The organism is Bradyrhizobium shewense (genome assembly GCF_900094605.1).
Classification (GTDB): domain Bacteria; phylum Pseudomonadota; class Alphaproteobacteria; order Rhizobiales; family Xanthobacteraceae; genus Bradyrhizobium; species Bradyrhizobium shewense.
Map to the genome: position 1 here is coordinate 1 of NZ_FMAI01000059.1, position 20,008 is coordinate 20,008.

16 protein-coding genes and 1 pseudogene are annotated in these 20,008 nt (G+C 62.1%); 10 read left to right on the forward strand and 7 right to left on the reverse strand.

What is annotated here, in order from left to right; translation table 11 throughout:
- Both GA0061098_RS41945 and GA0061098_RS41950 read right to left on the reverse strand, forming a co-directional pair.
- On the reverse strand, positions 1 to 257 hold a 257-nt coding region (locus GA0061098_RS41945; RefSeq protein WP_129591105.1), incomplete at its 3' end, for a helix-turn-helix domain-containing protein.
- A 620-nt stretch (positions 258 to 877) separates the two neighbouring features.
- A complete protein-coding gene (locus GA0061098_RS41950; RefSeq protein ID WP_245323971.1) occupies positions 878 to 2,656 on the reverse strand; it encodes a tetratricopeptide repeat protein in 1,779 nt (592 codons plus the stop codon).
- A 295-nt stretch (positions 2,657 to 2,951) separates the two neighbouring features.
- Between GA0061098_RS41950 and GA0061098_RS41955 the strand changes: the two genes are divergently transcribed.
- The 5 genes from GA0061098_RS41955 to GA0061098_RS41975 all read left to right on the forward strand — a co-directional run bounded on the left by GA0061098_RS41955 (position 2,952) and on the right by GA0061098_RS41975 (position 9,275).
- Positions 2,952 to 3,197: a hypothetical protein gene (locus GA0061098_RS41955; RefSeq protein ID WP_245323972.1), complete on the forward strand. Its 246-nt coding sequence runs from the start codon at positions 2,952 to 2,954 to the stop codon at positions 3,195 to 3,197.
- A 111-nt stretch (positions 3,198 to 3,308) separates the two neighbouring features.
- Positions 3,309 to 4,259, forward strand: a complete 951-nt coding sequence (locus GA0061098_RS41960) for a formylglycine-generating enzyme family protein (RefSeq protein WP_283808045.1) — start codon at positions 3,309 to 3,311, stop codon at positions 4,257 to 4,259.
- A complete protein-coding gene (locus GA0061098_RS41965; protein WP_091967706.1) occupies positions 4,252 to 5,961 on the forward strand; it encodes an arylsulfatase in 1,710 nt (569 codons plus the stop codon). The genes GA0061098_RS41960 and GA0061098_RS41965 overlap by 8 nt, the downstream gene beginning before the upstream one ends.
- Positions 5,962 to 6,039: 78 nt before the next feature.
- Positions 6,040 to 7,050, forward strand: coding sequence for an HAD family hydrolase (locus tag GA0061098_RS41970; protein ID WP_091967708.1), 1,011 nt, complete (start codon positions 6,040 to 6,042; stop codon positions 7,048 to 7,050).
- 296 nt (positions 7,051 to 7,346) lie between these two features.
- On the forward strand, positions 7,347 to 9,275 hold the full coding sequence (locus GA0061098_RS41975) for an adenylate/guanylate cyclase domain-containing protein (RefSeq protein WP_165637959.1): 1,929 nt from the start codon (positions 7,347 to 7,349) through the stop codon (positions 9,273 to 9,275).
- Positions 9,276 to 9,739: 464 nt separating this feature from the next.
- Here GA0061098_RS41975 and GA0061098_RS41980 read toward each other — a convergent pair.
- The 4 genes and pseudogenes from GA0061098_RS41980 to GA0061098_RS41995 all read right to left on the reverse strand — a co-directional run.
- Positions 9,740 to 10,012 (reverse strand): annotated as a pseudogene (locus tag GA0061098_RS41980) (IS481 family transposase); the annotation flags it as partial.
- Between the two features lie 186 nt (positions 10,013 to 10,198).
- On the reverse strand, positions 10,199 to 11,314 hold the full coding sequence (locus GA0061098_RS41985) for a L,D-transpeptidase family protein (protein WP_245323975.1): 1,116 nt from the start codon (positions 11,312 to 11,314) through the stop codon (positions 10,199 to 10,201).
- Between the two features lie 33 nt (positions 11,315 to 11,347).
- Positions 11,348 to 12,025: a nitroreductase gene (locus tag GA0061098_RS41990; RefSeq protein WP_091967716.1), complete on the reverse strand. Its 678-nt coding sequence runs from the start codon at positions 12,023 to 12,025 to the stop codon at positions 11,348 to 11,350.
- 156 nt (positions 12,026 to 12,181) lie between these two features.
- On the reverse strand, positions 12,182 to 13,135 hold the full coding sequence (locus GA0061098_RS41995; protein ID WP_091967719.1) for a LysR family transcriptional regulator: 954 nt from the start codon (positions 13,133 to 13,135) through the stop codon (positions 12,182 to 12,184).
- A 98-nt stretch (positions 13,136 to 13,233) separates the two neighbouring features.
- Between GA0061098_RS41995 and GA0061098_RS42000 the strand changes: the two genes are divergently transcribed.
- From GA0061098_RS42000 to GA0061098_RS42020, 5 genes are all read left to right on the forward strand, one after another.
- Complete coding sequence (locus tag GA0061098_RS42000) at positions 13,234 to 14,415, forward strand: MFS transporter (RefSeq protein WP_165637960.1); 1,182 nt, start codon at positions 13,234 to 13,236, stop codon at positions 14,413 to 14,415.
- 120 nt (positions 14,416 to 14,535) lie between these two features.
- A complete protein-coding gene (locus tag GA0061098_RS42005; protein WP_091967725.1) occupies positions 14,536 to 16,107 on the forward strand; it encodes an amidase family protein in 1,572 nt (523 codons plus the stop codon).
- A gap of 267 nt (positions 16,108 to 16,374) precedes the next feature.
- On the forward strand, positions 16,375 to 17,676 hold the full coding sequence (locus tag GA0061098_RS42010) for an O-acetylhomoserine aminocarboxypropyltransferase/cysteine synthase family protein (protein WP_091967728.1): 1,302 nt from the start codon (positions 16,375 to 16,377) through the stop codon (positions 17,674 to 17,676).
- A 12-nt stretch (positions 17,677 to 17,688) separates the two neighbouring features.
- The gene (gene metA / locus GA0061098_RS42015; RefSeq protein WP_091967731.1) at positions 17,689 to 18,687 is read left to right on the forward strand and encodes a homoserine O-succinyltransferase MetA; all 999 of its coding nucleotides are present in this window, start codon (positions 17,689 to 17,691) and stop codon (positions 18,685 to 18,687) included.
- 105 nt (positions 18,688 to 18,792) lie between these two features.
- The gene (locus GA0061098_RS42020) at positions 18,793 to 19,536 is read left to right on the forward strand and encodes a polysaccharide deacetylase family protein (protein WP_091967734.1); all 744 of its coding nucleotides are present in this window, start codon (positions 18,793 to 18,795) and stop codon (positions 19,534 to 19,536) included.
- 249 nt (positions 19,537 to 19,785) lie between these two features.
- On the opposite strand, the gene GA0061098_RS42025 is transcribed toward GA0061098_RS42020, so the two are convergent.
- On the reverse strand, positions 19,786 to 20,008 hold a 223-nt coding region (locus tag GA0061098_RS42025; RefSeq protein ID WP_165637961.1), incomplete at its 5' end, for a transposase.

The following is a 20,008-nucleotide window of genomic DNA, read 5'->3' on the forward strand; positions in this document are numbered from 1 at the left end:
CAATGCGGCTTCTCGGCCTTGAGCTGCACGATCAGGGTCTCGATCTGGCTTGGCAGCTGATTGGCATAGCGGACCGGCCGCCGGGAGCGATCGCTCAGGGCCTCGAGACCGTGCTCTTTATAGCGATCGAAGATCTTGTAGCCGGTCTTCCGCGAGATGCCGAACTCGCGACAGACCTCGGACATGGCTTCTCCTTCCAGAAGCCGGGCGACAAAGCGAAGGCGTTCTTCCATGACCGAACTCGCTCTCCACGGCATCGCCACCTCCCGCAGAACAAAAGCAGAAAGTGTAACCCATGTGTCCGGTACGTTCTGTCACCTATGTCTCGGGTCGCTCAGATTTTGTGCGCCAGACTACGATTTGGACTAGGTTGCGCGGGATAGCACGCTGTTGCAACGCCCCCTTTAGCCCGTCGCAAATCCGGCAAATATAGGAATCGTTATAGCGGGGGCCATTCGAAGGAGCCTAATGGCATGCGGCCTACGAGTTGCACTTGAGACATGGCGTTCGGGCCGCTGCTCCCCTGAGTACCAGGCGACTCACCTGAAATTGCTCGCACGATGCGCATCGTGGGCGGCGCTGTGCTCAGCCCGTCGAGGAGCGAACGCGCCGTGCGACTGCAAACGTCCTCCTGACGGATTATAAGCAGGCGACGCTAGCCGGACTGCTCGTCCAACGACTCGAAGGGAATTCGTGAGTGCGAATTGACGAAAAGTTACATCAATCGCGACTGTAGACGGCGCGACGACCTACCCAAGTCGTAACACCGCCCTAGAAGTGGACTACCGGAGCCCGAGCGACGTGCATGGCGCTATCGGGGATGAAGAAAACGTGCAAAGTGCAACAGCGTGAGGTCTCAAAGTGACCCGCTGGCGCCTCACCCGGAGGTGAGCGATCTGGCCTTGCGCAAGCCGGCCATGAGGGCGTCAACGACCTGATCGGCCGCGCCATTGCGGCGAAGGAAGCCTGCCGGATCGCGAGCCAAGGGTTCATACCGCGACATTTTCTCCAGTGCGACCTCTGCGGCGCCGCGACGGCCCAACTCCGCGTTCGCAATTGCGATCAATAACTGACTGAATCCCGTATCGCTCAGCGCGGCCTGCTCAGCGACATGCAGCATTTGCTCATACTCGCCCTTCATATACAGATCGACCGCAATGAAATGAAAATACCAGGCTGGAGGACTCACCGAGCGTTCTATCGCTCGTTTGAGCATCGGCACACCTTCCGAAAAGTTTCCTCGGACGGCGAGCCGCCAGCCGAATTGGCCGAGCGCATCGGGATCGTTCGGATTGAGACGGACCACTTGCCGGCCGATGCGGTCACTTTCTTCATAGCGTCCCAAAAAATGATAGGTCGCGGCGAGGGCCTTTAGTGCGAGTGGATTGTTCGGCTGAAGCTTCACCGCACGTGAGGTTGCCTCCAGGGCTTTCGCGTATTCCTTTTGGATATTGTCCGCCCCCGTGTAGGCCATGCGGCCTGCGTGAACATGCAGCCATCCGAGCATCGCCCACGCATCGCTATATTCGGGATCCCGTTGAACGGTCTCCTCGAGACACCGCATGATGGGGTCGAAGAGCGCACCGGCGAAAGTGCGCTGATATCCGTAAGCTCGCAATACGCAGGTGTAGCTTGCCATGTTGTGGGGAGACGGATTGTTGCCGATGTCGTTCCGCAACACCCCAGAGGGCTGACCGATGATGGACGCGATTTCATTGGCAAGCTGCCTCTGAGTCTCCATGAGAGATTGGGGGTCGGTCGATCGCGTGTATGTTCGCGTCCAGATGACCTGCCCGCTGCTTGCACTTGAAACGGTGATTGTCACTCGCACTTCTTGGGCATTCGTCTGCACGCTGCCGTTGATGACATAAGCAAGGTCAGGCCGGTTGAGTTGTGCCGACGATTGGTTTGGTGGCTGACCAACGCCGGATGGGGAGGTGAAGAGCCGAAAGCCTTCAAACTGAAAAAGGTTGCTGGTCAATTCCTGACCGATGCCCATGGCAAGATAGCGCGAGCTCTCGCCGGGGCTTAGTGCCTCGAATGGCATGATGAGAACGGCAGGGTCGTGAGAGGGCACTGACGGGGGCGCTCTCGCGCCTATCCAGATCCACGACGCTGCGAGGCCAATGAACAACGTCACCGCGAAAGCCGCGGCAATCAACGCGTTTCGGAAGCCGAGCTTGCTCTTGCTGCCGATGCCCCTGACGACATCCGATTGTGGAGGATCACCAGGGTCCGCTTCCGGCGCGGGGGGTGAGCGCGCTGTTCGGTATGCCGACCACTCGAAAGAGGGAACATTCGATCCCTTGGGAATGGCGATCCGCACCAGGTTGTTTTGTCCAGCGTCTACATAGTAGCTGTCGAGATCCCGCCGCAATCGGCGGGCTTCGAGGCGGACGACCGGATCGGCCTGAGGGTCGAACGACTCCTCACGGCCGAACACGGCTAACGCGATGGTATAGCCCTTCAGGCCGTCGCTGCGGCCTGCAAGCGTCTCCTCGACGATGAAGCGAAGGAAGGTGCGACGCCGCTCGCTCGCCTGGAAATGCTGGCTCGCGAGGACGCGTTCCAGCTCGACGAGGACCTGCGCCGGCGGCACCTCGGCGCCCTCGCGGATCGCGGCGTCAGCAGGACAGCTTGCCGGACCGGTAGACAAGGGCAACTCACGCATTGAACTGGCGAGCCCATGGGCAGCAGATGAAGGTTAGCTTCTTTGAACCGGCCTTTGCAACTCACAAGCGAGCGATACGCTCCTGCCTTCTGAGCAGGGCTCTTTGCGCCTTTCAAATCAATGGGTTCCTCTATGCGCTCGATCGTCGCAGAACACGGCTATCAAGGCAGCATCAGCGGCCCAGCACACCGTAGCCTCGCAGGGTGCGAACATGTTCGTACCTTGATCTGTGCGCGCGCTTCAAACGATGGTTGTCCGCGGCGTCAATCGGGACCGCCTCATGGAGGAAGTCCGTTCAATAGTGGCTCGCTTTCCGCAGCGCGAACTCGAAATTCGACGCCGCTACGCGCGTAATGCTCAATTTAGATCAGTTTGCGCGGATCACGAGGAGGCAACGAGAGCGCTTCGCCACTGGCAACAGGCGGCGAAGATAGGAGATTCGAAAGGATATCGGAAGGTCGCGGACTACGAACAGCTTGTCGCGGAATTGGAACAGGAGGTCTTGGCCTATCTGGACCAGAAATGACTTCAAGTGGTTCGGCCTCGGGACTCATGGCGGCTGGCAGGCGCATGAGATCACGAGAGCGAGTAACTGGAGGCAAAGTTCGTGAATATCGCCCAGAGACCGGTTGCGAACGTGGACGAAACCCTCACGTCGGACAGCATCTTCATTCCCGGCGGGACGTTTCGCATGGGATCGGATCGCCACTATCCCGAAGAAGCCCCATGCCACACGGTGAGCATCGACGGATTCTGGATTGATCGAACGCCGGTGACGAACCGGCAGTTCAAGGAGTTTGTGCGCGCCACCGGGCATGTGACGTTCGCCGAGGTGGCTCCGGATCTCGCGAACTATCCCGACGCGCTGCCGCATCTGATCTTCGCCGGCTCGCTCGTCTTCACGCCTCCAGATCACCCCGTCGATCTCCGCGACTACAGCCAATGGTGGACGCTTCTCAAGGGAGCGAATTGGCGCCATCCCTACGGCCCCAAGAGCAACATCAAGTCACTCGATGACCATCCGGTCGTACATATCACCCACGCTGACGCCTTGGCTTACGCCCGATGGGCCGGCAAGGACTTGCCGACGGAAGCGGAGTGGGAATTTGCTGCGCGCGGCGGCCTTGAGGGCGCCGAGTTCGCCTGGGGCGACGAGCTCGCTCCGGGCGGAGTACATCGCGCCAATACCTGGCAAGGCCGATTTCCGTTCGAGAACAACCGCGATGACGGCTTTGAGCGGACCTCGCCGGTAACGTCCTATCCGCCCAACGGCTATGGCATCTACGACATGATCGGCAACGTCTGGGAATGGACCAGCGACTGGTACATGCCGAAGCATCAGGCCGATGCTGCAAAGGCGTGCTGCATTCCCAAAAATCCGCGCGGCGGCTCCGAGCACGACAGCTGCGACCCGTTGCTGCCTCTCAGCAGGATACCACGCAAGGTCATCAAGGGCGGTTCGCACCTTTGCGCGCCGAACTATTGCAGACGCTATCGACCGGCCGCGCGCCATGCCGAGCCGGTCGACACATCGACCAGTCACCTCGGATTCCGCTGTGTAACTCGCCCAGGAGAGAGACATGACTGAGAAGACCACCAGAGATACGCTCAATCGCCGTAACCTGTTGTTCGCGTCCACCTCGATTGCCGCTGTGTCTGCTCTCTCCTCGATGGCGTCCGTTCAGACTGCACAGGCGCAGCAGACACCGCAGCCTTCGACGGCGTCGGGTGCAGGGAAGCCGCATATCATCTTCATCGTGTCGGACGATTTTGGTTACGGGGATGCCGGCTGCTATCTCGGCGGCGAGAATCGCGGCATGCCGACGCCCAATATCGATAGGCTGGCGACCGAGGGCATGCAGTTCCTGTCCTTCTACGCGCAGCCGAGCTGCACGCCCGGCCGCGCGGCGATGCAGACCGGCCGCATTCCGAACCGCAGCGGCATGACCACCGTGGCATTCCAGGGCCAGGGTGGCGGTCTTCCGGCGGCGGAATGGACGCTCGCTTCGGTCCTGAAGACGGGCGGGTACAAGACATTCTTCTCGGGTAAATGGCACCTCGGCGAAGCCGACTACGCATTGCCGAACGCTCAGGGCTACGACGAGATGAAATACGCCGGCCTGTATCATCTCAATGCTTACACCTACGCCGACCCGACGTGGTTTCCGGACATGGATCCCGAATTGAGGGCGATGTTCACGCGCGTGACCAAGGGTGCATTGTCCGGAAATGCCGGCCAACAAGCGAAGGAAGATTTCAAGATCAATGGGCAGTACGTGAACACGCCGGACAAGGGCGTGGTCGGCATTCCGTTCTTCGACGACTATGTCGAGAAAGCCTCGCTCGATTATCTGGAGCGCAACAAGTCATCGACGCAACCGTTCTTCATGAACGTCAACTTCATGAAGGTGCATCAGCCTAACATGCCGGCGCCGGAATTCCAGGGCAAATCGATGTCGAAGTCGAAATATGCCGACTCGGTCGTCGAGAATGACGCCCGCATCGGCAGGATCCTCGACAAGGTGCGCGAGCTCGGCCTCGACAAGAACACCTATGTGTTCTGGACGACTGACAACGGCGCCTGGCAGGACGTCTATCCGGACGCGGGATATACGCCGTTCCGTGGCACCAAGGGTACGGTCCGAGAGGGTGGCAACCGCGTTCCCTCGATCGCGTGGGGGCCGGGTATCAAGGCCGGCACGAAGAACGCCGACGTCGTCGGTGGCCTCGACTACATGGCGACATTCGCCAAGCTCGCCGGAGTGAAACTGCCCGAGAACGACCGCGAAGGTAAGCCTATCATCTTCGACAGCATCGACATGTCGCCGCTCCTGTTCGGAACGGGCAAGTCGGAGCGCAAGAACTGGTTCTACTTCACGGAATCCGAGCTCTCGCCGGGAGCCGCCCGTGTCGGCAACTACAAGGCCGTGTTCAACCTGCGCGGGGACGACGGCTCAAAGACCGGCGGCCTGGCGGTCGATAGCAATCTCGGCTGGAAGGGACCGGAATCCTACGTGGCGACCGTCCCGCAGGTGTTTGATCTCTGGCAGGATCCGCAGGAACGGTACGATGTCTTCATGAACAACTATACGGAGCACACATGGTCGCTGGTCACGATCAACGCGGCGATCAAGGACCTGATGCAGACCTACGTGAAGTATCCTCCGCGGAAGATTCAGAGCGAAACCTATGCGGGGCCGATCACGATCCAGCAGTATGAGAGATTCAGTTTCTTCAGGGATCAACTTGCCAAGGACGGCTTCCACATCGGCTTGCCCACGGGGAACTAGATCGCGCGCACCGGACGGCTCCGAAGTCTTCGGGGCCGTTCGGTTCTTTACTCTCGCAAGAGAATAGGGAAAGAATCCATGAGAGGAATTCGGGTCGATCGGCGCTCGATCCTGGCAGGGCTGCTCGTGTCGGCAGCTGCGACACCGTTGACCGGCGGAGCGCTGGCGCAGGGAAATCCCCTCCCGTCGTGGAATGAAGGCCTCTCGAAAAAGTCGATCCTGGATTTCGTTTCTGCCGTTACGAAAGAAGGGGCGCCGGACTTTGTGCCGGCGCCAGAACGCATTGCGACATTCGACAACGACGGCACGCTCTGGTGCGAGCAGCCGATGTATGTCCAGCTCGCATTTGCGTTGGATCGGGTGAAGGCGCTTTCCGGCAAGCATCCAGAATGGAGGCGCAAGCAGCCTTTCCAGGCCGTTCTCGACAACGATCTCGCGTCCCTTGCCAAGGCTGGCGAGAAGGGCCTGGTCGAGCTCGTCATGGCAACACATGCCGGCATGACGACGGCAGATTTCGAGAAAATCGCCGGCGATTGGATCGCGAGCGCGCGTCATCCGAAATTCGACAAGCCGTACACCGACCTAGTTTACCAGCCGATGCTGGAATTGCTTGCCTATCTGCGGAGCAACGGCTTCAAAACCTTCATCGTGTCTGGTGGTGGCATCGAGTTCATGCGTCCCTGGAGTGAACGGGTTTACGGAATACCACCCGAGCAGGTCGTCGGATCGAGCATCAAGACCCAATTCAAGATCGATAACGGTGTGGCGCAATTGATCCGCCTGCCTGCCATCGATTTCGTCGACGACGGGCCTGGCAAGCCGGTCGGCATCAACTCACATATCGGCCGCCGGCCGATTGCTGCCTTCGGCAACTCCGATGGCGACTTCCAGATGCTGCAATGGGCGACGCTGTCACCGGGCAAGCGTTTCGGCCTGATCGTGCATCACACCGATGCTGCACGCGAGTATGCGTATGATCGGAAGTCGCCGTTCGGAAAACTCGATAAGGCGCTCGACGCGGCGGACTCCAATGGTTGGATCATGGTTAGCATGAAGGACGATTGGAAGCGCATTTTTGGCTTCCAGTAGCGCGCTGAGCGGCCTTCGTGCAGAACACAGACTGCAAGGAAGACAAGAGATTGTGATGGCAACGTCCCGCACGCAGGGCTTTTGGGACTATTGCCCGTAGCGGATGGGACGAAATTCGAACGGCGACGATCGGCTTCTTCAACTTCAGTCCGGTTGGCTTGAGGTGTGAGCAGCCGTACGCTCGGGATTTATTAATTGGCGACGAGCCGCTGAAGAAGATGGCAGACTCCAGGAGTCGGCTGGGTGGTCTGAGTGAGCCGCTGCAAAGACTAATAGTGGAAGCGCCTCGATACACCATGAGCTTTCGTCTCACCTTGACCGCTTGTGTTATGGCGATGATCGGCGCGCTGGCCGCACTGCTGCTTTTCGTACAAGTCAGGACGCTCGATTTAGTCACGGAGGATGCTGCGACCTCTACGATGGATGCAGCGAGCCGAAGTTCAGTGTCCTTCTTGCAGCTTCAGATCGAAATGCTCTCCCGCATGGCTCGAGCCCTGGCCTTCAGTCCGGCCTTGATGGAGTCGGCTACTCCGAGCGAGTCGAGTCCCGCCGCCGGTCTTATCAAGGGAAACCTCGCGCAATGGCCGGCGTTGGATAGCATTTATGTCGGTTACGACAATGGCCATTGGTTGCAGGTACAGCGTCTCGACGGACTCGCAGGCAGCCAGCGCGATCGCGTGGGAGGACCGCCCGAGGCGGCCTTTGCGATCACCACGACCCAATGGCTCGATGGCAAAGAATTGCCGACCCGCCGCGTGTTTCAGGACAAGTCCGGTAACCAGATCGGACAAGTGGAGATCCAGCCGCGTGGCTACGATGCGCGTCAACGCAGCTGGTACATCGATGCTCGCAGATCGGGTCAGCTGGTGACCTCTGCGCCGTACCTGTCGTTTAACCTCAACGTCCCTATGATAACATTCAGCACGCCGGTCGATGGCACAACGCAAGGAGTCGTCGGTATCGACCTCAAGCTCGACAGCTACAGCAGATCGGCGCCCACCATGAAGTTGGGCGAGAGCGGCTACCAGGTCATGTTTGACAGCCATAGCGTCTTGATAGCCCACCCCAAATATGCGTCGTTGTTCGACCGGACTTCTGCGGATCCAGTGGCTCCTCGGCTTCCCAGTGTGTACGATTTGCAGGACACCCTGGAAGGAGAGATCATCGCCGGTTGGAATAAATCCAGTCCCTACTGGCGCAAACAGAGCTGGAAGGGCAGGGAGTATTTCGCCCGTATTGAGACGATCGCACTCAGCCCCTCGGTTACGGCAAATGTTCTCCTCGTGGCGCCCCAAGACCAGTTCGCAAAGGAGATTCGTGCGCTTAATCGCAAGGCGCAGATATGGGCAATAATGGCTTGTCTCGTTTTCATTCCAGCAGCTTGGATATTTGGTACACGAATGTCGAAGACGATTGGAGCCATCACGGCTGAGGCGGATCGTTTGCAAGCGATGGCTCCTCCGCCGGCGGCGGCGATCGGTTCGTTCATCTCTGAGCTCGGTACCTTGGGCGAGACGATCCACAAGGCGCAACGCGCGATCTGGTCGTTTTCTCGGCTCGCGCCTCGCGAGATCGTGCGGGGCGTGCTCGACAATTCCATATCGACAGAACTCGGCGGTACACGGCGCGAGATCACGGCACTGTTCACCGACGTGCGAGGCTTCACCTCAATCGCGGAAAACGCGGATCCTGATGTCCTGATGCAGCAGACGTCACGCTATTTCACGGCGCTAACAGACGTCATCATGGCGCACGGCGGTACGGTCGACAAGTTCATTGGAGACGCCGTGATGGCATTCTGGAATGCGCCCAATCCGCAAAGTGACCATTGCGAGCGCGCATGCCGCGCCGCGTTGCGGGCGAAGGCGGCTAATGAAGAGATCAATCTCCTGTTTGAGGCAGAGGGCTTGCCCCCATTCTACACGCGTTTTGGCATCCATGTCGGCGAAGCCGTGATCGGCAATCTGGGTTCATCGGAGCGCATGAACTACACGGCGCTGGGAAACGTCGTAAATCTTGCTGCTCGATTGGAGGGGCTGAATAAGCAGTATGACACCCAAATTCTCATCAGCGAGGCGGTCTACGCGCGTATCAAACGTCGTTTTGATTGCCGATTCGTGGACACGGTTACCGCGAAAGGGATGACGGTCGCAACCCGTGTCTATGAGGTGATAAGTGAGTCCCGTGACGGTACAACCGGATCTGGTGGTCCGGTTGCGAGTTGAGCAGGTGCCCGCTGTGCCGTCGCGCCTCGGGCAGCTGCGGCAGGATTGCATGGAGATCGCCTGGGGCACCGTTCGCAATTTGCCCAAGCGTCGCTACTCGGATGTCTTCTCTCAAGGGGCGAGCGGACGGGGCAGGGCGGGCTGCACGTCGGCTCGTGACCACCCACAACGGCCAGCGCGGCTCCTGCTCCGCGTTTCGCGAAAAGACTGGTCGGCGTCCAGGCAGAGCGGTACCGGGGCGATCTACCTCTCGCCAGTCGCTTGATGGCATTCTTGTCGATGACGGGCTATTCGCGGAACAGGCTTTGTCGGTAGGCGAAAACCCGTGTTCCGCCGGTAGCTCAAATGGTGGGTCCTGGTCCAGGAAGGTCGAAAATGCATTATCTTTCAATAGGGATTGACTGACACTCTCTCCGCCAGCCTTCACAATTGTCCAGCCCGAAGAGATGGGTAACGCATCGTACCTAAGAGATGGGTGACAACCTCGTGCCGAACGGGTTGTCGAGGGGCTGCAGGGTCTTCTGCTCCAGGTCGAAATATCCAAGATCATAGTGCATGAAGCTGACGAGCCAAATGCCCTCGTCGACCTCCTTGATGCCGAGCTTCTGGCCGGCCAACACCAGGGAGATATTGATTCTCTTGCGGTGGAGGCAGAGGCGCCCGCAGGAGGTGACGACGACGTCGCGATCGTGAAAGGGATAGGCCAGTTTCGGCAAACCCTCGTAGTGGCGGGCCGAACGAAGTTCGCGCAAGGCTGTCGCGCCGAAGCCCGCGGGGCGGAGGCGGACTCGTTGCCGTTTGCTTTGGTTCGCAAGCCGGGACGAACTTTTTTTCAAGGTCTACGCTCCGACGCCGCCAGCATTCCCTGGACGGAATGCCGATGCCATCCTCTTCTAATGATCCATCGGACGCCGCACGAGCGTTCAGCACCGAGCTGACGGGAAGCCGACACGCGTCGGATTACACTCCGGCGGCTTGTCCAACGAGCTGCCAAACCATCTACTCGTCAACGAGCCGTCATTGTCGATCCAGGGGATCGGTGGCAATTGCGGCAGGTAGGATGCATACGGCATGACTTTCGCAAGCGTCACTCTGCCGGGAAATTGTGTGAGGAATACCTTGTTCATTCCGCCGTCCAGTCCGCTGTATATCGGGGCAGCCGGCAAATTGTCTTCAAGCAATCGCGCGTATTCGAGCTCGTCGGAGCGCCTCTTCTCCAGCGCCCGCCGCGCGATTTCCGGGTTGACGACGAAGGGGGGACATTTTTCGGTAGGGTTGAACACCGGAGGCGACGGCGAATTCGCCGGTGGTTGCGCATCGAACACATAGCGGCGGTCGCACACATCCACCCTTGGTTCGAGTCGCGTCGTCTCGAAATGATCGTTGCCGATCTTGAGCATTTTCCAGAAGGCCAGGTTGGGACTATTTCGATGCCGCGCCAGGTTTGCCGGCGTCAGGCGGAACGGATAGGCCTGGACCTGGAACGACGGCCGGCCGCCGAGGAACGAGTCGCGAGCCAGCGAATAGATTTCGCTTATTTGTTCGTCGGTCATGGCATAGCAACCGCTCGACCAGCAGTCGCCGTGGATCATGAGGAAGCTGCCGTTGCGCTTGTTCGCCTTGTCGAACGTGTTGGGGAAGCCGAGGTTGATCGAAAGATGGAAGTTGGAGTTGGGATTCATCAGCTCAGGTGTAATCGCATAGAACCCTTCCGGAGCCTGTCGGTCGCCCTCGTGCAATTTCGGCCCGAGATCGCCCGACCACCGACAGATCGGATAGGTCTTGAGGATCTGGAAACGGCCGGTCGCGTCCTGCTTCCAGACCTCGAGCTCGGCCTCCTCCTTGAACAGGCGCACGACGATAGGTGAATATTTCGGCATCTTCTTTTGTTCGAGCAGCGAGAGCAGCTCAGCGGGTAGTTCCCTCGTTGCCTTGGCTGGCAACGGCTTGCTGCTTTCGCCAAGACAAATGACCGGCGTCAAGGCAGTGGCAAAAGCCGCCGCCAGCACAAGTACACGTCGGACGATGGCGCGGATCACTGCTGTGCCTCCAGCCCTTCCGACCGCACGCCGCTACGTCTCGAACCCGACGAACACCGTCGCTTCCTCGACGGACTTCCGATCCGACACCACCGCATTCGCCGGAAAAGTTTCATCCGGCCAGCCCAGCGCGATGCTTTTCATGATGACTTGATCGTCGGCTATGCCCGCGTGCTCGCGCACCACGGGGGATTGCATGATGCCCTGGCTGTTGATCACGGCGCCGAGCCCGCGGGACCATGCGGCATTGACCAGGGCGGTCGCCACGGCGCCGCAGTCGAAGGGCGTATCGTCGCTACCGTCAAGCACGCGATCATAGGTGATGATCACGCAGACGGGCGCGTCGAACTGGCGGAAGCCGCGCAGCACCCAGTCCTGGCGCTTTTCCGTGTTGTCGCGCTCGATTCCCATTGCGGAGAATAATTGCTTCGCGACGCCGACCTGCCTGTCACGGTGCTTGCCTGCAAAGGCCTGGCCCGTGCGGAACTCGCGCGACTGCGGGATGCCCGCCACCATCCGTTCGGTGTTGCCGGCGCGGATCCGATCCAGCGGTTCGCCGCTGATGACATAGAAATTCCAGGGCTGGGTGTTCATCGACGACGGAGCGCGCATCGCCAAACCAATGATTTCCGCAATCAGCTTCTTGGGTACCGGATCGGGTTTGTAGCCGCGGATACTCCGGCGACCGAGGATGACGTCATCGAACTGCATTTGTGTGGAATTCCCCTGACAAGTTCTGAAACAGATAGGACTTTCGCGGTTTCGGCACCCTCGCGCAAGCGCCGGCGGCGTGTCGTCAACGGTCCAGCCACGCGGAACACGATCGCACCAATCAGGATTGACTGACGCTCTCTCCGCCATCACGCCTCACCCCACCACCTTCCACCTCCCGTCCCCCGCGCGCTTCAGCGCGGGATCGCTCACCCGCACGTGCTCGGCGAGGAAATCGATGAACGCACGGACGCGTGCGGGCAGGGGGGCGGTGTGGCCGACATAGACGGCGTGGATGTCTTCGCGGTCGCCGGGATTGTAGTTCTGCAGGACCGGCACGAGGCGGCCGGATTCGATGTCGGGGCCGATGTGAAAGACGGCGAGGCGCGCGAGGCCGACGCCGCCGAGGCAGAGGCGTCGGGCGGCTTCGCCGTCGCTGGCGCGCGCGACCGGCGGCGGCACGGCTTCCTCGGTGCGATCGCCGCGCCGGAATGGCCATCCGCCGCGGATGCGCGGAAAGGTCCAGCCGATGCCGCGGTGCGCGGCAAGATCTGCCGGCGTTCTGGGCGTGCCAAATCGCGCCAGATAGTTTGGGGTGCCGACGACGACCATGCGGCTGCTGCCGAGCTTGCGCGCGATCAGGCGGGACGCTTTCAGAGGTCCTACGCGGATCGCGACGTCGGCGCGCTCCTGCATCAGGTCGATCGTCGTGTCCGTCAGCATGAGATCGAGCGTGACGTCGGGATGCTGTTCCAGAAAGCGCGGGATCAGCGGCATCAGATGCAGCATGCCGAACGGGATGTTGCTGTTCACCGTGAGGCGGCCGCGCGGCGCCGTGCCTGACGCCGCCTCGCGCTCGGCTTCCTCCATCTCCGCGAGGATCCGCACGGCCCGCTGATAGAACGCCTGGCCTTCCTCCGTCAGTGTCAGCTTGCGCGTGGTGCGGTTGACGAGCCGCGAGCCGAGGCGGGCCTCCAGCCGCGACATCAGCTTGCTCACGCCCGACGGCGTCAGCCGCAGCTTTCGCGCGGCCTGGGTGAACCCACCGAGATCGACGACGCGGACGAAGACCTCCATCTCGGCGGAGCGGTTGGTGTCGAAGCGGGCCATGTTGAATTCACGTCACAAATGATTGGATTGCGGACATTCTAATGGTTTTGTCCGGGCACGGCTATCTGCGTGGCTCGTCTCATTCATCGGAGCTACGCATGCCTCCCGCCGTCCTCGCGCTCACCGCCGGTGCCTTCGGCATCGGCACCACTGAATTCATCATCATGGGCCTCTTGCTCCAGGTCGCCGCCGACATGCATGTCTCGGTGCCGGTCGCGGGCCTGCTCATCTCCGGTTATGCGCTCGGCGTGTTCGTCGGTGCGCCGGTCCTGACGCTGGCGACGCGGCGGATGCCGCGCAAAACCGTGCTGCTCGCGCTGATGGCGATCTTCACGCTCGGCAATGCCGCCTGTGCGCTGGCGCCGAACTACGAATTGCTGATGGCCGCGCGCGTGCTGACCTCGCTTGCCCACGGTACTTTCTTCGGCGTCGGGTCGGTGGTGGCGACGAGTCTCGTCGCCGAGGACAAGCGGGCCTCCGCAATTTCCACCATGTTCATCGGCCTCACGGTCGCGACGCTGCTGGGCGTGCCCTTCGGCGCCTGGTTCGGTCTGATGCTCGGCTGGCGCGCGGCGTTCTGGGCCGTGACGGTCATCGGCGTGATCGCCTTTGCCGTGGTCGCAGCCCTCGTGCCCGGCCATGTCGGCAACGGCGACAAGCCGGTCTCGCTTGCCGAGGAAGTATCGGTGCTCGGCCGCCCGCAAGTGTTGCTCGGCCTTGCCATGACCGTGTTCGGCTTTGCCGGCCTGTTCGTCGTCTTCACTTACATCCAGCCGATCCTGACGCGCTTCACCGGCTTTTCGGAAGCAGCGGTGTCGCCGATCCTGCTGGTGTTCGGCGTCGGCCTCGCGATCGGCAACGTTGCCGGCGGCAAGCTCGCCGACCGGGGCCTCGCCGGCGCGTTGATCGGAACGCTCGCCGCGCTCGCCATCGTGCTGCTTGGCCTTGCCGCCGTGCTGTCGGTCAAGATCCCCGCGATCGCGCTGATCCTGCTGCTGGGCATCGCCGCCTTTTCGACCGTCGCCCCGCTCCAGCTTCGCGTGCTGGAAGCGGCCGGCCCCAGCGGCCGGACGCTCGCCTCCAGCCTCAACATCGCCGCGTTCAATCTCGGTAACGCGCTCGGCGCCTGGGCCGGCGGCGTCGCCATCGACCGCGGGTTCGGCCTCTCGGCGCTGCCTCTGGTCGCAGCCGGCATCACCGCTGTCGGTCTGGTGCTGGCGCTGTGGAGCCTGCGGCTCGACCGCGCTCCGGCGGCCGTCGCGGTCTGCCCCGCGGAATAGCGCAAGCGGCGCGATCGCGGACAATTCGCCGCGTCGCGCCGTTGGCCCATGCAGAAAACGCACCTGTACACATCGTTTCGCCATCCGTAACTTCCTCGGCGCAATTTCAGGAGATGCGACGTGGCGAAGAAGACGGCCAAGAAGACTGCCAAGAAGAAGACTGCTTCGAAGAAACCGGCGAAAACCTCCAGCAAGACCAGCGCAAGCCGCAAGGCCGTTGTTGCGAAGAAGGCCAAGAAGGTCGCGCAGCTCAAGCCGGCTTCATCGCGCCGCCCCAAGGGACCGGCCTGGCAATGGTCCGCGGTGGAGACCGCGGCTGCGATCCGCTCCGGCGCGATCTCCGCCGTCGAGACCGTCGAAGCGCATCTCGAACGGATGCGCGCCGTCAATCCGAAGCTGAACGCCGTCGTCGTCGATCTCTCGGAAGAGGCGTTGAAGGCCGCGCATGCCGCGGACAAGCAGCGCGCCAAGGGCGGGGAGCTCGGCCTCCTGCACGGCGTGCCCATCACCATCAAGGAAAACGTCGATTACGAGGGGCGGCCGAACTTCAACGGCGTGCCCGCCAACAAGGACCTGGTCGCGCCGTCGGATGCGCCCGTGGTGCGCAACCTGAAGAAGGCCGGTGCGATCGTCATCGGGCTCACCAACACGCCGGAATTCTCCTTTCGCGGTTTTACCGACAATCCCCTGCACGGGCTGACGCTCAATCCCTGGGATCCAGATATCACCTGCGGCGGCTCGTCGGGCGGTGCCGGTTCGGCTGTCGCCGCCGGCATTGGCACCATCGCCCATGGCAATGACATCGGCGGCTCGCTGCGCTGGCCCGCGCATTGCAACGGTGTCGCCACCATCAAGCCGACGCAGGGACGTATCCCCGCGTTCAACGCAAGCGCAACGGCCGAGCGACCGATGCTGGCGCATCTGATGTCGGCGCAGGGGCCGCTCGCGCGCCATGTCGCGGACGTTCGCCTTGCACTCGAGGTGATGAGCCGGCGCGATCCGCGCGATCCCTGGTGGGTGCCGGCGCCGCTGGTCGGCGAGAGGCCGAAGGGGCCGATCAAGGTGGCGCTGGCCAAGATCCCCGAGGACATGGAGGTCGACCCCTCCGTACGCGCCGCACTGCGCCAGGCCGCCGATCATCTCGAACGTTCCGGCTACCGCGTCAGCGAGGTCGAGGTGCCCGACATCAACGGCGTCTGGCAGACCTGGTGCGACATCATCACCAACGAGACCGTGGTGATGCAGGAGGCGGGCATGTTGAAGGTCACCTCCGAGGATTTCCACAAGGCCTGGGGCGGCATGAAGGCCAAGGCCAATGTGCTCGATCTCAAGGCCTGGATGCAGGCGACCGCCGCGCGCAACGGCCACATCCGCGCCTGGCAATTGTTCTTCGAGGAGTACCCGGTCGTGCTGGCGCCGACCACGGTGAAGCCGACGCCGGGCCCGCGCGAGGATACCGTCAGCCCCGAGCGCGTCCGCGAGATCTTCAGGGGCGAGATCCGCTTCATCTCCGCGATCAACGTGCTGGGCCTGCCCGGCGCCGTGGTGCCGGTGGCCGTGCACGATGGTAAGCCGATCGGCGTGCAGCTCATTGCCGGGCGCTATCGCGAGGACCTCGCGCTCGACGCGGCGGCCGCGATCGAGAAACGCGCCGGCGTGCTCGCGCATCGGCTGTGGGAGAGCATGGCCTAGTCCAAGCCGGTTGTCGCCGCATTGGCGGCGCCACCTTCTCCGCAAGGAGAAGGCATGGCGCCGCCACTGCCGTGCAAAGTCGCACTTCGTTAATCCGCTTTAACCCGGATTCCGGCCAATTCGCCGACAAGCATTAGGGTTACTTCCTCGATCTCTAGGCGAATTATTGTCCGCTTTACCACCCGCCTCTAACACGGGGGGCGGCGGACAACGCACATGCCTCATACAGGCCAATAAGTGCGGCCCGCCCCACGCGGAGGTGGCACGATGCGCAACGAGACGATCGCTATTCACGCCGGCTACGAGCCCGAAGCGACCACGCATGCGGTCGCCGTGCCGATCTACCAGACGGCGGCCTACGCTTTCGATAGCGCCGATCACGGCGCAGCGCTCTTCAATCTCGAGGCCGAAGGCTTTCGCTACAGCCGCATCGCCAATCCGACCAGCGCCGTGCTGGAGAAGCGTATCGCCCAGCTCGAAGGCGGTGTCGGCGCGCTCGCGGTCGCGACCGGCCAGGCGGCGCTGCATTTCGCCTTCGTCAACGTCGCCGATCACGGGGGCAACATCGTTTCCATGCCGCAGCTTTACGGCACCACGCACACGCTGCTCTCGCACATCCTGCCGCGGCAGGGCATCACCGGCCGCTTCGCCGAGAGCGACAAGCCGGAGGCGGTCGAGAAGTTGATCGACGAGAACACCCGCGCGGTGTTCGCCGAGACCATCGGCAATCCCGCCGGCAATGTCTGCGACATCGAGGCGCTGGCCAAGGTCGCGCATGCGCATGGCGTGCCGCTGATCGTCGACAACACCGTCGCAACCCCGATCCTGCTCAAGCCGTTCGACTACGGCGCCGACATCGCCGTGCATTCGCTGACAAAGTTTCTCGGAGGCCACGGCACCACGCTCGGCGGCGCCATCGTCGATTCCGGGAACTTCCCCTGGGCCAAGCACGCCGACCGTTTCCCGGCCTACAACAAGCCCGACGCCTCCTATCACGGCCTCGTCTATGCCGAGCGCTTCGGCCGCACCGCCTATATCGAGCGCGCGCGCAGCGTCTATCAGCGCACCATGGGCTCGGTGCTGTCGCCGTTCAACGCCTTCCTGCTGCTGCAGGGCATCGAGACCGTGGCGCTGCGCATGGAGCGCCATGTCGAGAACGCCCGCAAGGTCGCCGAATTCCTCCGCAAGGACCCGCGCGTCGCCTGGGTCAATTACACCGGCTTTCCCGACAGCCCCTATTATCCGTTGGTGCAGAAATATCTCGATGGCAACGCCTCCTCGCTGTTCACCTTCGGCATCAAGGGCGGGATGGAAGCCGGCAAGTCCTTCTATGACGCGCTGAAGCTGATCACGCGCCTCGTCAATATCGGCGATGCCAAGTCGCTGGCCTGCCATCCGGCCTCGACCACCCACCGGCAGATGTCGGCAGAGCAGCAGCGCGTCGCCGGCGTGCTGCCGGAAACCATCCGCCTCTCGATCGGCATCGAACACGTCTCCGACATCATCGAGGACATCGACCAGGCGCTGGACAAGGCCTGTCGGGCGGCGCGCCTCGAGGCCGCGGAGTAGGCGGTCTCGCCAATGACGATCTTGATCGACAGGGATCAAGTTATATCGAGCCCGGCGCTGGTGCCGGCCGAGCGCGATCTCGCGCGCGATCACGCCGCTGAGCTCACGATCGGGCTCGTCAACAACATGCCGGATCCGGCGCTGAAGGCGACCGAGCGTCAGTTCTTGAAGCTGCTTCAGGCTGCCGCGGGTCCGCGCCGCATCCGCTTCCACTGCTTCTCGCTGCCCAGCGTGAAGCGTTCGCCGGAAGCGAAGTGGCATGTCGAGAGCGAATATTCGGACTTGTCCGATCTGAAGCGCCAGAAATTCGATGGGCTGATCGTGACAGGCGCAGAGCCCATCGCGCCCGAGCTCGACCAGGAACCGTACTGGCGCGACCTCTCCGACCTCATTGACTGGGCCAAGACCAACACACGATCGACCATCTGGTCGTGCCTTGCCGCGCATGCGGCGGTGCTGCACCTCGACGGCATCGAACGACGGCGGCTGCCGGCCAAATGCCACGGCATCTTCGATTGCGACGCCGTGACGAGCGATGCCCTGACGCGTGCCGCGCCGGCGCCGCTGAAGGTGTCGCATTCGCGCCTGAACGAGCTCGCGGAGAGCGACCTGGTGCAGGCCGGTTACCAGGTGCTGACACGCTCGGCCGAGGCCGGCGTCGACGTTTTCGTTCGCCAATATGCCAGCCGGTTCGTGTTCTTCCAGGGGCATCCGGAATATGACGCGCTGTCGCTCCAGCGCGAATATCTGCGCGACATCGGCCGCTACCTTGCGCGGGAGCGTGAGACTTATCCGCGCCTGCCCGTGAGCTATTTTGACGCAGCGACGGAAGAGAAATTGGTCCGGTTCGAGAAGAAGGCGGCACACCAGCGCCATCCGGCGCTCACCAACGAATTGCCTGGGCTGAATTTGCGCGCCGATATCGGCGCCGGCAGCGCGGCTGCGGTGCTTTTCCGCAATTGGTTGCAATATCTCAGTGTGGAAGCCGAAGCGCCGGTCCTTGCGCGTTAGCCGAAGGATATTGGTTCCGCGTTAGGATTACCCAGGCGTTAGGCTTGCCTCGACCAGCGCGCGAATGTTTCAGTACAGACATACGGAATCACGGGAAACGCAGTCGTGTGGTCGGCACTCCAGGGACGCGTGAGCAATCGGCTGGCCCGGCATTTCCGCGCCGCGCCGCACCGGCTGCCCGCGCATGCGCCGATCGTGAGCTTCACCTTCGACGATGCCCCGGATAGCGCTGCAGGCGAAGGCGCCGCGCTCCTGGAAGAGCATGGCGGCCGCGGTACGTTCTATCTCGCCGGCAGCCTGATCGGCCAGCCGTCAGATCATTGGCACGGCTTGTCGGATGATGCGATCGTGCGGCTTCACCGCGCCGGTCACGAGATTGCCTGCCACACTTTCTCGCACCAGAGCTCGGCCAGGCTCGACGAGGCCGCGATGGCGCGCGAGATCGAGCGGAACCGCACCTATTTTCGCAGTATCGATTCCTCGATCAATCTGGAGAACTTCGCCCATCCCTATGGGATTGCCTCGGTCTGGCGCAAGCCGCAGCTCGCCAAGGCCTTCCGTTCGGCGCGCGGCATCCTTCCCGGCGTTAACAGCGACGTCATCGATCTCCAGTTCCTGCGTGCGTCGCCTTTGGTCAATTGTGAGATCGACAAGGCGGGCGTCGATCGCTATTTCGACGAGGCGGTGGCGAGCGGCGGGTGGCTAATCTTCTACGGCCACGACGTCGCGGACGCGCCGAGCCCCTATGGCTGCACCCCCGACCTGATGCGGCATGCGCTGGAGGCCGCCGGACAGCGCAACATGCCGATCGTGACGGTCGCAGAGGCGCTGCGGAGGATCGGGGCGTAGCTGCTTTCTTCCTTCTCCCCTTGTGGGAGAAGGTGGCGCGCAGCGCCGGATGAGGGGTTCTATCGGCAAATCCAACTATCGCGTTCGTGGCCCGATACCCCTCACCCTTCTCGCCGCTATGCGGCGAGCCACCCTCTCCCACAAGGGGCCTGTTGCGTTATCGGCTTTTGAAGTTGAGGACGGCAGGAGAAGGGCCGTGGTTACGGCAATTGCCAGCCAAGTCTGTAGTGGTCGCCCTCGGCGGGCGGCTCAGGCCGCGATCGTGGCCCACCGCCTCATGTTGAAGGCGATCGAGGCGAGCAGGACCTGCCCGCTTGCCTTCATCAGACCAACGTAGCGGATGCAAGTCAGTCGCATGCGGCGTTTGAGAGTGGCGAAGGTGGTCTCAACCTGGGCTCGTCGGCGCGCGATGAGGCGGTTGTAGCGTTTGAGCCTTGGCGGCAGTTCCGGATGATGTCTGTTGGGACGGAAC